Origin of the sequence: Staphylococcus sp. GDY8P131P (assembly GCF_017891975.1) — a bacterium.
Lineage (GTDB): Bacteria > Bacillota > Bacilli > Staphylococcales > Staphylococcaceae > Staphylococcus > Staphylococcus nepalensis.
On the sequence record NZ_JAESKF010000008.1, the window covers coordinates 68,055 to 82,518 of the forward strand.

A 14,464-nucleotide genomic window follows, 5' to 3' on the forward strand; every position below is an offset into this window, starting at 1 on the left:
TGATTAAAAAAGAGCGGTTATGATATTTTCACTAATTATTAGTAATAGAATTTATTAATTTATTTTCGAAAAGTAGGATAGAAACCAAATTTAAGTGTTTGGTTTCTATCCTACTTTTTCATTTTCTTAAGTAAGCGTTTACAAAAAGAAGAAGAGGTGTTATATTATACTCAAAGTTAGTTAGTTTATTAAATTAACTAACTAAGGAGGAAAATTGAGGAGGAATTCTAATGACTTACTTTGACGTTGAACAAATAAAATACGAAGGGCCTAAATCTAGTAACCCATTTAGTTTTAAATATTATAATGCTAATGAGAACATTGGTGGAAAAACGATGGCAGAACATTTAAGATTTAGCGTTGCTTATTGGCACACATTTACTGCAGATTTATCTGATCCTTTTGGGGTAGGAACAGCTACTAGAGATTGGGATGATTTAGATGAAATGGGTAAATCGAAAGCGCGTGTAGAAGCTATCTTTGAATTTATGGAAAAAACAGGTGTTGAATACTTCTGTTTCCATGATGTTGATATTGCTCCTGAAGGTAAAACATTGAAAGAATCAAACGATAATTTAGATGAAATAGTAAGCTTAATTAAAAATAAAATGAATGAAACAGGTAAGAAATTACTTTGGAATACAACAAATAACTTTACGCACCAACGCTTTGTGCATGGAGCTGCGACTTCTTCAAATGCAGATGTTTTTGCATACGCAGCAGCAAAAGTGAAGAAGTCATTAGAAATTGCAAAAACGTTAGGTTCAGAGAATTTCGTTTTTTGGGGCGGGCGTGAAGGTTATGAAAGTTTATTAAATACAGATATGAAACTAGAGTTAGATAACCTAGCTAAATTCTTTAAAATGGCAATTGCTTATGCAGAAGAAATCGGTTATACAGGGCAATTTTTAATTGAACCCAAGCCTAAAGAACCCACAACGCATCAATATGATACAGATGTAGCGACAGCTCATGCGTTTTTACAAAAATATGACCTAGATAAACATTTTAAATTTAATATTGAGGCAAACCACGCTACTTTAGCAGGTCACTCATTCCAACATGAATTACGCTATGCAAGAGATAATGAGCTTTTAGGGTCAGTAGATGCTAACCAAGGACATCCGCAATTAGGATGGGACACCGATGAATTCCCTACAGATGTATATGATACGACATTGGCAATGTACGAAATATTGAAAAATGGTGGACTTAATCCAGGAGGATTGAATTTTGACGCCAAACCAAGACGTACATCATTTAAACAAGAAGATCTGATATTAACACATGTTGCTGGTATGGATACTTTTGCTCTAGGCTTACGAGTGGCGTCTAAAATGATTGAAGATCAGTTTTTTGAAAAAATCATAGACAAAAAATATGCTTCATTTGCTAGTGGTATTGGCAAACAAATTGTTGATGGAGAAGTCTCCTTCAAGGATTTAGAAAATCACGCTTTAAATCTTACGACAATCGATAATGAATCGGATCATTTGGAAGTGATTAAATCACAAATTAATCAATATATTTTAAATATTAATAATGAGGACTGATTGAAATGAAATACGTCATTGGAATAGATGTCGGGACAAGCGGTATGAAAAGTATAGTTGTTAATCAAAAAGGCAATGTTGTGTCTAGTTATAGCGTTTCTTATCAAACAGAACACCCACATACTGGCTATAGTGAAATGGACCCAAATATCTGGTATGAAGCAGCTATTGAAAGTTTAAAAGTCTTGGTAACTCAGTATGGCGTTGATCAAATATCTGGTGTCAGTTTTTCAGGTCAAATGCATGGTTTGGTAATTGTAGATAACCAAGGGCAAGTAATTAGACCAGCTATATTATGGAATGATACACGAACATCTCAAGCGGTAGCAGATATTAAAGAAAAAATTGGTTTGAAGACTTTGCTTAATGAAACACAGAATACCGTAATTGAAGGTTTCACTTTGCCCAAATTAATATGGCTTAAGCTTCATGAACCAGCGCATTATAATGAAATTTATAAATTTATGTTGCCTAAAGACTATATCGTATATAGGTTGACAGGTAACCTTTATTCTGAGCCTTCGGATGCAGCTGGTACAATTATGTTTAACGTTAAAGAAGAAAATTGGTCGACTACCATTTTAGAAAAATTAGATATTGATACAACCATTTGTCCAGATATCATTCCATCACATGGATTTAGTGGTACATTGACCCAATCAATTATGGAAGAAATTGGTTATAAAGGGGAAGAAACAATAAATGTTTACCAAGGTGGTGCAGACAATGCTTGTGGTGCGTTAGGTGCAGGTATTACAGATGAGAATAAACAGTTAGTAAGTATTGGTACCTCAGGCGTGGCGCTTTCAATTATTAATCATAAAAATTATGAAAATGATGGCAAAGTGCATTATTTTAATCATTGTGTGCCTAATCAAAAATATATTATGGGTGTCACATTATCTGCAGGATACAGTCTAGAATGGATTAAGCAATTATTTAGCAACGAAGAAGATTTTGAAACTTTTTTAAGACCAATAAGTGAATCGAAAATTGGTGCAAATGGTCTCATTTTTACGCCATATTTATTAGGTGAACGAACACCGCATAATGATGCCAAAATACGAGGTAGTTTTATTGGGTTAGACGCGAATACAACGCGTGCAGATATAAAACGCGCTGTTTTAGAAGGCGTTACGTTTTCAATTAAAGACAGTATTCAAATCATAAGAGGTGAAGGTAAGGCCGTTCAAAACATTGTATCCATCGGTGGAGGCGCAAAAAACCCACACTGGTTACAAATACAGGCTGATGTATTTAATGCTCAAATTACTACTAGAACTGAAGAACAAGGTCCAGCGTTTGGCGCTGCGATGCTAGCTGCTATGGGTGAACAATGGTTTGATAGCTTTAGTGATATGAGTGAAATGTGGATTAATTATAACGCATCTATAAATTCAGACGATCATAATGTTGGTTTATATCAATCATATTATGAAATATATCAAGATGTTTACAGAAGTACGCGAGCATTATCAGATAAACTAGTTCAATTCAAGTAGTGAATAAGGGGATGGGCAAATGTCATCTTATAATAATAAAAAATTCATCGTAACGATTGCATTGATTGCGACTCTAGGTGGGCTGTTGTTCGGTTATGATACAGCTGTTATTTCAGGCGCTGAACAGTCTTTACAACGTTATTTAACAGCTGATTATGGTAGTTTTATTCATGGTTTGACTGTTTCAAGTGCCTTGATAGGTTGTGTGATTGGCGGGTTATTATCATCCAACTTTTCAAGTAGGCTAGGTAGAAAGAAATCATTACAAATAGCTGCAATATTATTTATTATTTCAGCCATATTATCTGGGTATCCAGAATTTCTATTCTTTGAGCAAGGCAATGCTAGTTTAGGTTTATTATTAATGTTTAATTTTTACCGGATTATAGGCGGTATAGGTGTTGGGTTAGCTTCCGCAATTTCTCCTATGTATATAAGTGAAATTTCTCCATCATCAATAAGAGGAACACTTGTTTCTTGGAACCAATTTGCGATTATTTTCGGTATGTTGGTCGTTTATTTTGTGAACTATGGTATTACATTTGGAGAAACATCCCATTGGATAGACGCTATTGGTTGGCGCTATATGTTTATAACAGAAGCTATTCCAGCAGCGTTATTTTTTATATTATTGTTTATGGTGCCAGAGACACCAAGATATTTAACTTTAATTAATAAAAATGAAGCGGCGTTTGAAGTGCTAAATAAGATATACAATTCTAAACAGCATGCGCAAAATGTATTGAATGATATTTTATCTACTAAGCGCAAAGGTAATGATGTAAAAGCGCCATTATTTAGCTTTGGCAAAACGGTCATCATTTGTGGAATCGTGTTATCAATTTTTCAACAATTTATTGGTATCAATGTGGCCCTATATTACGCACCAAGAATTTTTGAAAATTTAGGGGCAGGCGGCAACGCTTCTATGATACAAACAGTAGTCATGGGATTGGTTAATGTTATATTTACCGTAATTGCGATTTTATATGTAGATAAATTTGGACGTAAACCGTTATTGATTATTGGCTCAACAGGTATGGCTATAGGTATGATTGGAATGAGTGTGCTGACAGCCAACGGTACATTTGGTGTGATTACATTAGTATTTATGGTGATTTATACTGCATCATTTATGATGAGTTGGGGACCTATCATTTGGGTATTGTTATCAGAAATATTTCCTAATAGAATTAGAAGTGCTGCTATGGCCATTGCAGTTGCAGTACAATGGTTAGCCAACTTTACAATCACTTCCACATATCCATTCATGATGGATATCAGTGGGACAATGACATATAGTTTTTACGCATTAATGAGTATTTTGTCCGGTCTCTTTATTTGGAAATTTATCCCCGAAACGAAGGGTAAAACATTAGAAGAAATAGAATCGATTTGGCAAAAATAAATGTAAGGATAGCGAACTAGAAGACCCTGAGACAGTCATTTGTAATCTCAGGGTCTTCTATAATTTTTACAACCATTTACTAAATGAAGATAGGTTGTTAAATAAGGTTTTAAACGCTGTTTATCTATATTGGCGTTGATATCATAATATCAAAAAGAGGTCTATTTCTCATCTTCTGTTCCCGCTTCTTGATAATTCACTGCATCGTAATTTGTTTCCAGTTTGCGCAACTCATCGCGTGTTTCTTTTTTTAAACCTTCACCATAATCCATCATTTTTACAATATCTTTAAACGCTGCATAAGGGATGGCTAATTCATCTATGTCATCTAAAGTGACATGCAAATCAATGTCTTCTGGTCTATGATCTTTTAATTTTGTAACAAAGTCCGGTTCTGTGACAAAAGGTGAAGACATACCAACCATATCTGCATTTTGTAGAGCGTCTAATGCACTTTCAGGAGAATTAATCCCACCGCTAGCAATAAGAGGGACACGTCCATTAATATATTTATAAACGACTGCATTAACATACTTACCTTTATGCTTACCCTCTGAGCGCACTTTGTTTTGGTAAATTTGGCGACCCCAACTGGCAATTGCTAAGTATTGAATATCGGCAGTTTTTAACACCCAGTCTAAATGACGATTAAATTCACTAACAGTATAACCTACCTCACTACCACGCGTTTCTTCTGGTGTCGCACGGTAACCTAAGATAAACTGAGGTGGTGCTTCTCGATCAATAACAGCTTGAACCGCTTTTAATATTTCCAATTCAAAACGGGATCTATTCTCTAAAGTTTGACTGCCATAGGTATCAGTTCTTAAATTAGAAAAAGTGGAGAAAAAGGTTTGTATTAATAAACGTTGTGCAGCTGAAATTTCAACGCCATCAAATCCTGCTTTAATCGCTCGAGAAGTCGCATCGGCATATTGTTGTATTACTGATTTAATTTTGTCTTTAGACATAGATAATACTTCATGTTTGATTGGTGTGTTTAACGTCATAGCGCTTGGACCATAGACTTGCCCAAAATTTAAAATGGCTTGGTTTGAAAAACGACCAGCATGCGTAAGTTGTAGTATAGCTTTATTGCCACTTTGTTTCATCGCATTAGCTAATGTGGTTAACCCTGGAATACAACGATCATCAGTAATACTAAATCCATATTCAAATAATTGTCCGTAGGGTTCAATGTAGGCAGCTCCAGTAACTTGAAGTGGCGCAGAATGTGCGCGACGGCGCGCATACTTAATATCTTGTTCTGTAATATGGCCATCTTGTGTGGAAGAATTGGTCGTCATTGGAGATAAAACAAAACGGTTATTTAAAATAACCCCGTTCGGTAATGTCAATGGTTCAAATAATGCATCATAATTAGTGTTCATAACTAAAACCTCTATCTTCGTTGTAATAATTAATTTTAAAGTAACACTTAATGAGATTAGGGTCAAAATAATTAAAAAAGTAGAGAATTTTTCAAGCAAAATCTAACAAAAATTCTCTATATGGGTTATCCTATTAGATGAGGATAATGTATTGGATTTATCTTAACTGAAAGTGGTTAGATACTCAAATATACTTACTTAAAGAATGAACGTTAACAAAGCGTATCGTATGATGTATGATTAGTGGAGGTGGTATTTCAAGTGGTCCAATTTAATGTGTTAGATTACGCTATCATTGATGAAGGCAAAACTGCTGAAGATGCCTTACAAGATACTATTCGCTTAGCACAGTTAGCTGACAAACTCGGTTATAAGCGTTTTTGGATGACAGAACATCATAACGTTCCAGCATTTGCATGTAGTAGTCCAGAATTGTTAATGATGCAAATATTGAATAAAACACAAAAAATTCGTTTGGGTTCTGGTGGGGTCATGTTACCTCATTATAGTCCATATAAAGTAGCTGAGAATTTTCGTATGTTAGAAGCATTACATCCCGGCCGAGTTGATTTAGGGATAGGCAATAATGCAGGTACATCATATGTGAAAGAAGCTATGAACGAAACCAAAGCACGCTTTTTAGACTACGGGCAGTCTATTGAAGACGTCCGTCAGTATTTAACAGAACAGCAAACTAAACAACGACATGACCATGTTGTAGCGCAACCAAGCACAAGTACCATTCCTCAGATGTGGTTACTAAGCACGAGTGTGGCATCTGCTAAAAAAGCAGGTGCACAAGGCATGGGGTACACGTTAGGTACATTTTTGCTACCTAGCGCTAACGCTATAGATAGAGCGAAAGATAGCGTCGATATCTATCGTGATGCATTTCAACCCTCTTCATTGAATATGGATGCAACTGTGATGGTCACTGTTTTTATTGCTTTAGCTGATACAGAAGAAGAAGCTAAAGCTTTAGGTAAAAGCCTAGACATTTGGCTATTAGGTAAACAACAATTTGCTGAGTTTGAACACATGCCTACAATTGATACAGCAAACGCGTATCACCTAACAGAGCGGGATAAGCGCCAAATAACTCAAGGCCGTGCGCGTATGATTGTTGGTACCAAAGATACTGTAAAACTACGATTAGATAGTATGATACAAAAATTTGACGCTGATGAAGTGATGGTGGTGCCTTTAATACCAGGTATCGAAGCGCGTTGTCGAGCAATTGAATTACTTGCAGAAATATATTTATAATAATTTATGAAAGGAAGTTATGATTATGAAAAAATTAGCGAATTATTTATGGGTAGAAAAAGTAGGAGAGCAATATGTTTATAGTATGACACCAGAATTACAAGATGACATTGGTACAGTTGGTTATGTTGAATTTATGGGTAATGATGATATTGAAGTAGACGATGAAATTGTTAGTATCGAGGCTTCTAAAACAGTGCTAGACGTTCAATCTCCTTTAGCAGGCAAAATTGTAGAACGTAACACCAAAGCTGAAGACGAACCGACAATTTTAAATTCAGAAAAGCCAGAAGAAAATTGGTTAATTAAATTAGAAAATGTTGACGAAGCAGCATTTAATGCACTTCCAGAGGCATAATATATGCAACAACAAGAACGTTTATCGTATTTAATTGAATACTTATGGCGTGAAGCTTATGGTGAAGCTACATTAGACCTGCCAGAGAGTGACACAGCCCAATGGGAAATGTATAGGGGACTTGCAAATATAAGACCGCCTCAACCTATCTCTGAGATGTATTTAAATGTTCAAGATGTGTTTTTACAAACGTATAATAATCATTTTATGACTACTATGGACACATTATCGCCATCTATAGGCGATGATGTGTTTTTATGGCAAGGTGATATTACCCAATTAAAAGTAGATGCTATCGTGAATGCAGCTAATAGTCGGTTATTAGGCTGTTTTGAGCCTAATCACAATTGTATTGATAACATTATCCATACAAAAGCAGGTGTACAGTTACGTTTAGCGTGTCATGAACTTATGGAACAACAAGGTAAAAAAGAAGGTATAGGCAAAGCTAAAATAACTTCAGGATATAATCTCCCTGCTCAACATGTTATTCATACAGTAGGACCACAAATCCATAAATTACCAGTCTCAAACATGAATAAGGATTTGTTGGCACGTTCTTACCGTAGTTGTTTAGAAATTGCAGAACAACATCATTTAGATAGTATTGCGTTTTGTTGCATCTCTACAGGGGTGTTTGGCTTTCCGCAAGTAGAAGCGGCAAAGATTGCTATTGATACTGTATTGGCATATAAAAAAGAGCATAACATCGATATGAATATTATTTTTAATGTGTATACTGATACAGATGCTCAATTATACAAGGAGGAACTAAAACGTTATGACTGAATCAACATGGCGTGCCATATCAACCAATCATAATAGTCAATCTGATGTTTTAGCAGAAGCTATCAATGAAGCAGATGCAGTGGTTGTTGGTATCGGCGCAGGTATGTCGGCATCAGATGGTTTTACTTATATTGGCAAAAGATTTACTCAAAATTTTCCAGACTTTATAGAAAAGTACGGTTTTTTTGATATGTTACAAGCAAGCCTCCATACATTTGAAAGTTGGCAAGAATATTGGGCCTTTCAAAGTCGGTTCGTTGCATTGAATTACTTAGACCAACCAGTAGGTGCTTCGTATATCGCATTAAAAGAAATACTAAAAGACAAAGCACATCATATTATTACAACAAATGCAGATAATGCATTTGCAGTAGCTAATTATGATTTAAATAAGGTGTTTCATATTCAAGGAGAATATATTCTTTGGCAATGTAGCCAACATTGTCACGCAGAAACGTATAGAGATGATGCAGCTATCCGTCAAATGGTTAAAGCACAATTTAATATGGAAGTACCACGCGAACTTATGCCGCATTGTCCAAAGTGTGATGCACCAATGGAAATAAATAAGCGAAAAGCACAAGTAGGGATGGTTGAAGATGCAGATTTTGAAGCACAACTCAAGCGTTATAATCAATTCCTCGAAAACCATAAAGAAGGCAAAGTGTTATATTTAGAAATCGGTATTGGGTACACAACACCGCAATTTGTGAAACATCCATTTCAGCGAATGACACGCCATAATCCCGATGCACTATTTATGACGTTGAATAAAAAAGCGTATCGTATACCGCAAAACATACGTGAAAGAACAGTACATTTAACTGATGATATTTCGACATTAATTACAGAAGCAAATAATAAATTAACTAAGTAGGAGAAAGTTATGTATTTAATTGAACCAATTCGAAATGGCGAATATATTACGGATGGCGCTGTTAGTACAGCAATGCAGGTCTATGTTAGTCAAAATATATTTTTAGACGATGATATTTTATTGCCTTATTACTGCGACCCCAAAGTAGAGATAGGTCGTTTTCAGAATACAGCAGTAGAAATTAATCAAGATTATGTAGATGCGCATGACATACAAGTTATGCGTCGAGAGACAGGTGGCGGTGCGGTTTATGTAGATCGCGGTGCGGTAAATATGTGTTGTCTATTACAAAATGATAATTCGATTTACGGCGATTTCCAAAAATTCTATGAGCCAGCAATTAATGCACTACATCATCTTGGAGCTACTGAAGTCGTCCAAAGTGGGCGTAATGATTTAGAAATTAATGGCAAGAAAGTTTCGGGAGCTGCGATGACCTTAATACAAGGCCGTATCTATGGAGGCTATTCTCTCTTATTAGATGTCGATTATGAACCTATGGTCAAAGTATTAAAGCCCAACCGTAAAAAAATTGAATCAAAAGGTATTAAATCCGTAAGATCAAGAGTTGGAAATATACGAGATTACTTGGCGGCAGCATATCAAGATGTTACCATACACGAATTTAAAGATTTGATGGTTGAACAATTATTAGAATTAGACGATATCAATAATGCTAAACGTTATGAATTAACAGAAAAAGATTGGCAAGCTATTGATGAAATGGTCGCTTCAAAATATAAAAACTGGGAATGGAATTACGGGCGTTCCCCACGTTATGAATATAATAGAGATGCAAAATTAGCAGCCGGCACAGTTGATATTACACTTTCAGTTGAAAAAGGCCGCATTGCTGCATGCCGTATTTATGGTGATTTCTTTGGTCAAGGTAATATTAAAGAAGTGGAGCAACAACTCATTGGTGTACGAGTCATTAAAGCAGATTTACTCGAGGCTTTAAGTGCAATCGATGTTGCTTACTATTTTGGTAAAGCTTCTGCTGAAGAACTTGTAGATTTGATATTAAGTTAAAATATTAAGCGATGTTGAAGTGGGCATGACATTTTTTTGAATAAATAGATTACACCCTGCTTTTTATTAAACTAAAAATTTGAACAGTGACTGATTTAGAAATTGTTTTATGGGTAAATAAATATTAAGCTATTATTTATTGCTTAAGGAGGTTTAATATTGGATAAACAACAAGTTATAGAGGCTTTAAATAAACATGGTCGAATTATTATTGAAACAATAGAGCATGACCGTATAAAGGTGAGCAAGGTTGAAGATAACGACGATAAACAATATATACACGTATTAGAGCCTAAAGAACAAACTATAGAGGTTGCTAAAATAACTGACGTTCAAGAAAATAATTTTAACCAGTTATAAATCTTCTGAGCAGAGAGATTAAGAAGTGTCCCTAGAATGGGATGCTTTTTTATTTAATTTTTATAAAAAATTGAGAAATGTTATAAGTGATGCACAAACTTTAATTATATAAACTATTAATATAAAATAGAGAAATATCAGTCATTATTTAGACACATATGATATAACAATTAAAATGACAATGAAAAGAGGATGGTTATGAACATTGGTATAGTTGGAGCAGGTAAAATTGTCAAAGAAGCACTGCCAGTTATGTCAGAAATACCCGAAATAAAAATAAAAAGTATAGTTACAACTGGTCGTAACCCGGGTAATGTCGCTCAATTAAAAAAACGATTTGAAATAAAGTCTGTTTTTGAAGACTATCAAGCATTTTTAAAAGATGAAAGTATAGATACGATTTATTTAGCTGTACCGAATCACCTTCATTTTGATTATGCGCGTAAAGCGATAGTAGAAGGTAAACATGTAATTTGTGAAAAACCATTTACATTAACTAAATCAGAGTTAATCGCTTTAAAAGATTTAGCGGCAGAGCGTGGCGTGATTATCATTGAGGCAATTACGAATTTATATTTAAGTAATTATGACGTGTTAAAACAATCTATCTCAGAAATTGGGAATTGTAAGATTGCTCAATTTAACTATTCACAGTACTCTTCAAGATATGATGATTTTAAAAAAGGTATGATTCAGCCTGCATTTGACCCAAAACAAGGTGGGGGCGCATTAATGGATATCAATGTTTATAATATTCACTTAGCATTGGCTTTATTTGGTGAGCCCAGTAAAGTAGCATATTATGCAAATGTAGAAAATAATATTGATACATCCGGAATTTTACAACTAGATTATGATGGCATGAAAGTTGTCTGTATCGGAGCTAAAGATTCTAATTCAGATAATCAATCTTATATCCAAGGAGATCAAGCAACTATCCATATTAAAGGACCAACGAATGAATTAAAGGCATTTGAGCTAAAATACCATACGGGCGGCACACAGTATTATCAAGTCAATCTACATAACCACCGGATGTATGAGGAACTTGTGAAAATTGAGCAAGTTATCCGTAATCAAAATACTGAATTTGCTTTAAAACAATTAGAACATAGTATTTGCGTGGTAGATGTTTTAGAGAAGGCGTTATCAAGCGCTAACATTAATATAGGTCCATCTATTAAGTGAAATTTAAAAAATCAGTATATAAATAGCTGAGCAAGGCAATGAATTCTTTTAAAAAATTGAATTTTTGTCTTGCTCTTTTTTATGATTCCCCCTCGTGACACACAATAGTAATTCGCCTTGCTTAAAATATTAAAATAATATATCGTAGGTAGTGTGAAATATAATAATATTAAAAAATCTTTTTTTAGTAAAATATTTGGGGATGAGGTTGTAAGTCGATGCGCGTATGGAAATTCCTAACAATTATATTGGCAATGGCACTAGTAATGTCTGCTTGTAACAATGATAATGATTCGAACAAAGAGAAAAATAGCAGTAAAGATAAGAAAACAAGCCAATCAAGCAAAGATACATATAGTAAAATCGATTATCCGAAAGATGGTGTAAAAGGCATATATGTTGCGCCAGGCGCAACAAGTAATGAACAATTTGATGAACTGGTTAAATTCATAAACGATACGGAATTGAATGCGATGGTTATCGATGTCAAAGATGACGAAGGTAATATTACGATGGATTTGAAAAGCGATAATAAATTAATTCGTAGTAATACCTTAGACCGAATAGATGCCAAAAAAATCATCAAAGAAATGGAAAAAAATGATATCTATCCAATTGCGCGTATTGTTACATTCAAAGATTCAAAACTATCAAATCAAAGACCTGACTGGTCATTTAAAACATCTGAAGGTAACGTATGGGAAAATGAAGGGGGAGACAGTTTCACAAATCCATTTAGTGTTAATGTATGGGACTATAATCTAAATGTAGCAAAAGAAGCCGCCAAGGCAGGATTTAAAGAAATACAATTTGATTACGTCCGTTTTCCAGAAGGATTCGAAAATAAAGATCAATCATTACAATATTCGAGTGGTAAATACGAAGAGAGTGGATTGAATAAGGTTGAACAACGGGTAGATACGATTACAGAATTTTTAAAATTAGCACGTAAAGATTTGAAATCATATGATGTTCAAACGTCTGCAGATGTATTTGGGTACGCAGCTACAGTTAAAGAAACACCAGGTATTGGACAAAGCTTTCCCAAGATTGCTAAAAACGTCGATGTTATTTCATCGATGATTTATCCATCACATTGGAACCCTGGTGATTTTGGATTAGAAAATCCAGATACAGAACCATATAAAACTATAGATCGCTATTTAGATAAAGAAAAAGAAGCACTTAAAGGGATAGATAGCCAAAAAGTTAAATCTCGTCCATGGCTTCAAGATTTTACAGCTTCTTACTTAGGGGAGGGGCGTTATAAAGTATATGATAAAGATGAGGTAACAGCACAAATCCAAGCGCTAAAAGATCATGGTATTGATGAATTTTTATTATGGGATGCATCAGGTAATTATACAAAAGGTGCGGATTATAGCCCGGAAAAATATTCGAATCCAAATGCTAAACAGCCTGATCATAAAAAAGATAAATAATGATATTAAAAACCCCACTCAATGTATAATCTGTGCTCTAAAAGTTAAACTGAAAATGTAACTTTTAGAGTCTCAGTATAGTAATTGGTTCAGTGGGGTCTTTTTCTAATGAAATTTCAACCAATTTGTATGTGTTTTTGAATTTCTTGGTTGATATGGTCATATACTTGTACAAAAGGTGTGTTTGATTGAATAGCAGCGTTTCGTACATCTTCAAATTCGGGTTTTGCTTTAATGATTTTATCGTTTAACATAGCAGTTTTTACTAAAATAGCACCATAGCTAGTATGAACCGTTTCGAATTGTCTATGAAGCACTTTACGATTAACTGTATAACTTCTGACGCCTAGAGAAGTTGTGTTTTTAAGGACATAGTCTTCAAAAAATGACGCGTTTTCAATTTTGCTAATGATAGTAAGCTTTGTTGCGGGTCTACTTTTTTTCATAGTAATCGGAGTAAAGTAGGCATCTAACGCGCCATCTTCAAATACTTGTTCAAGAAAATAACTTAACATTTCTGCAGACATATCGTCTATTTGACATTCAATGACTTGTACTTGTGTTGGTGTGTTATCTTTTGTTTTAAATTGAATTGCCCTTAAGATATTTGGAAAGTCGAAATTTTTTGTTCCACAACCGTAACCAATATGATCTATTGTGATAGAAGGTAAAGGGCCAATTTTAGACGCTAATGCTTTAATAAAAGCTGCGCCTGTTGGTGTGGTTAATTCACTATCAATTTCGAACGAAGCAAGTGGGATACCTTTCAAAATTTCAGCAGTCGCCGGCGCCGGAACCGGATATAGTCCATGAGCGATGTTTACTTTACCGCCTCCCGTTGGTATAGGAGAAGCGTATATTTCATCAATATTTAAATTTTCTAAAGCAAGACATCCACCAATAATATCAATAATAGAATCCATAGCGCCAACTTCATGAAAATGGACATCTTCTACTGACATGCCATGAATTTTAGCTTCTGCTTGAGCAATGGTATTAAATATTTTTTGGCTACGCATTTTGACTCTATTTGGTAAATGGCTATTTTGTATTATTTTAAAAATATCAGAAGCAGTTCTATGATGATGCGCTTCATTAAATTCTATATTTAAGTATTTGGCTTGAATGCCTTTTTTATTCTGATTTGAAAATTGCATTTGAAACTCATTTAACGGTAAACGTTGTAAATGAGTTTCAATATAAGCGACGTCTGCGCCTAAATCTACAAGTGAAGATAAAAGCATATCACCAGCAATACCAGCGTGGCAGTCTAAATAAATTGCATTTGTCATATAAAA

General features: G+C 34.5%; 13 protein-coding genes. 11 read left to right on the plus strand and 2 right to left on the minus strand.

What is annotated here, in order from left to right; translation table 11 throughout:
* The first annotated feature begins 230 nt into the window (after positions 1-230).
* From xylA to xylE, 3 genes are read left to right on the plus strand one after another with little or no spacing between them, the layout of a single operon-like run.
* Positions 231-1,553, plus strand: coding sequence for a xylose isomerase (gene xylA / locus KA894_RS08265; protein ID WP_096808223.1), 1,323 nt, complete (start codon positions 231-233; stop codon positions 1,551-1,553).
* A 5-nt stretch (positions 1,554-1,558) separates the two neighbouring features.
* Positions 1,559-3,055 (plus strand): xylulokinase, encoded by a 1,497-nt coding sequence (gene xylB, locus KA894_RS08270; RefSeq protein ID WP_096808224.1) that lies wholly within the window; start codon positions 1,559-1,561, stop codon positions 3,053-3,055.
* 19 nt (positions 3,056-3,074) lie between these two features.
* Positions 3,075-4,463 carry a D-xylose transporter XylE gene (gene xylE / locus KA894_RS08275; RefSeq protein ID WP_096808225.1) on the plus strand — a complete coding sequence of 463 codons (1,389 nt, stop codon included), beginning with the start codon at positions 3,075-3,077 and terminating at the stop codon, positions 4,461-4,463.
* Between the two features lie 161 nt (positions 4,464-4,624).
* Here the strand turns inward: xylE and KA894_RS08280 are convergent, their stop codons facing one another.
* On the minus strand, positions 4,625-5,854 hold the full coding sequence (locus KA894_RS08280; protein ID WP_119487874.1) for an NADH-dependent flavin oxidoreductase: 1,230 nt from the start codon (positions 5,852-5,854) through the stop codon (positions 4,625-4,627).
* A gap of 261 nt (positions 5,855-6,115) precedes the next feature.
* Between KA894_RS08280 and KA894_RS08285 the strand changes: the two genes are divergently transcribed.
* The 8 genes from KA894_RS08285 to KA894_RS08320 all read left to right on the plus strand — a co-directional run bounded on the left by KA894_RS08285 (position 6,116) and on the right by KA894_RS08320 (position 13,166).
* Entirely contained in the window at positions 6,116-7,120 is a 1,005-nt protein-coding gene (locus tag KA894_RS08285; protein ID WP_103372949.1) for an LLM class flavin-dependent oxidoreductase, read from the plus strand.
* A 25-nt stretch (positions 7,121-7,145) separates the two neighbouring features.
* A complete protein-coding gene (locus tag KA894_RS08290) occupies positions 7,146-7,478 on the plus strand; it encodes a glycine cleavage system H family protein (protein ID WP_096808228.1) in 333 nt (110 codons plus the stop codon).
* A 3-nt stretch (positions 7,479-7,481) separates the two neighbouring features.
* On the plus strand, positions 7,482-8,267 hold the full coding sequence (locus KA894_RS08295; protein ID WP_119487873.1) for a protein-ADP-ribose hydrolase: 786 nt from the start codon (positions 7,482-7,484) through the stop codon (positions 8,265-8,267).
* A complete protein-coding gene (locus tag KA894_RS08300) occupies positions 8,260-9,144 on the plus strand; it encodes an SIR2 family NAD-dependent protein deacylase (protein ID WP_210133886.1) in 885 nt (294 codons plus the stop codon). The genes KA894_RS08295 and KA894_RS08300 overlap by 8 nt, the downstream gene beginning before the upstream one ends.
* A 9-nt stretch (positions 9,145-9,153) precedes the next feature.
* Complete coding sequence (gene lplA, locus KA894_RS08305) at positions 9,154-10,176, plus strand: lipoate--protein ligase (protein ID WP_119487872.1); 1,023 nt, start codon at positions 9,154-9,156, stop codon at positions 10,174-10,176.
* A gap of 159 nt (positions 10,177-10,335) precedes the next feature.
* Positions 10,336-10,536 carry a hypothetical protein gene (locus KA894_RS08310; protein ID WP_096823743.1) on the plus strand — a complete coding sequence of 67 codons (201 nt, stop codon included), beginning with the start codon at positions 10,336-10,338 and terminating at the stop codon, positions 10,534-10,536.
* Positions 10,537-10,734: 198 nt separating this feature from the next.
* Complete coding sequence (locus tag KA894_RS08315; RefSeq protein ID WP_210133888.1) at positions 10,735-11,724, plus strand: Gfo/Idh/MocA family protein; 990 nt, start codon at positions 10,735-10,737, stop codon at positions 11,722-11,724.
* Between the two features lie 218 nt (positions 11,725-11,942).
* A complete protein-coding gene (locus tag KA894_RS08320; protein ID WP_119487870.1) occupies positions 11,943-13,166 on the plus strand; it encodes a putative glycoside hydrolase in 1,224 nt (407 codons plus the stop codon).
* A 116-nt stretch (positions 13,167-13,282) separates the two neighbouring features.
* On the opposite strand, the gene larC is transcribed toward KA894_RS08320, so the two are convergent.
* Positions 13,283-14,458: a nickel pincer cofactor biosynthesis protein LarC gene (larC, locus tag KA894_RS08325; protein WP_119487869.1), complete on the minus strand. Its 1,176-nt coding sequence runs from the start codon at positions 14,456-14,458 to the stop codon at positions 13,283-13,285.
* Between the last annotated feature and the right edge of the window lie 6 nt (positions 14,459-14,464).

Excerpts from the sequence above, each read along its gene's own strand:
- xylA (WP_096808223.1), top strand. The coding sequence starts at position 231 with ATGACTTACTTTGACGTTGAACAAATAAAATACGAAGGGCCTAAATCT.
- xylB (WP_096808224.1), top strand. The coding sequence starts at position 1,559 with ATGAAATACGTCATTGGAATAGATGTCGGGACAAGCGGTATGAAAAGT.
- xylE (WP_096808225.1), top strand. The coding sequence starts at position 3,075 with ATGTCATCTTATAATAATAAAAAATTCATCGTAACGATTGCATTGATT.
- KA894_RS08280 (WP_119487874.1), bottom strand. The coding sequence starts at position 5,854 with ATGAACACTAATTATGATGCATTATTTGAACCATTGACATTACCGAAC.
- KA894_RS08290 (WP_096808228.1), top strand. The coding sequence starts at position 7,146 with ATGAAAAAATTAGCGAATTATTTATGGGTAGAAAAAGTAGGAGAGCAA.
- KA894_RS08295 (WP_119487873.1), top strand. The coding sequence starts at position 7,482 with ATGCAACAACAAGAACGTTTATCGTATTTAATTGAATACTTATGGCGT.
- KA894_RS08300 (WP_210133886.1), top strand. The coding sequence starts at position 8,260 with ATGACTGAATCAACATGGCGTGCCATATCAACCAATCATAATAGTCAA.
- lplA (WP_119487872.1), top strand. The coding sequence starts at position 9,154 with ATGTATTTAATTGAACCAATTCGAAATGGCGAATATATTACGGATGGC.
- KA894_RS08315 (WP_210133888.1), top strand. The coding sequence starts at position 10,735 with ATGAACATTGGTATAGTTGGAGCAGGTAAAATTGTCAAAGAAGCACTG.
- KA894_RS08320 (WP_119487870.1), top strand. The coding sequence starts at position 11,943 with ATGCGCGTATGGAAATTCCTAACAATTATATTGGCAATGGCACTAGTA.
- larC (WP_119487869.1), bottom strand. The coding sequence starts at position 14,458 with ATGACAAATGCAATTTATTTAGACTGCCACGCTGGTATTGCTGGTGAT.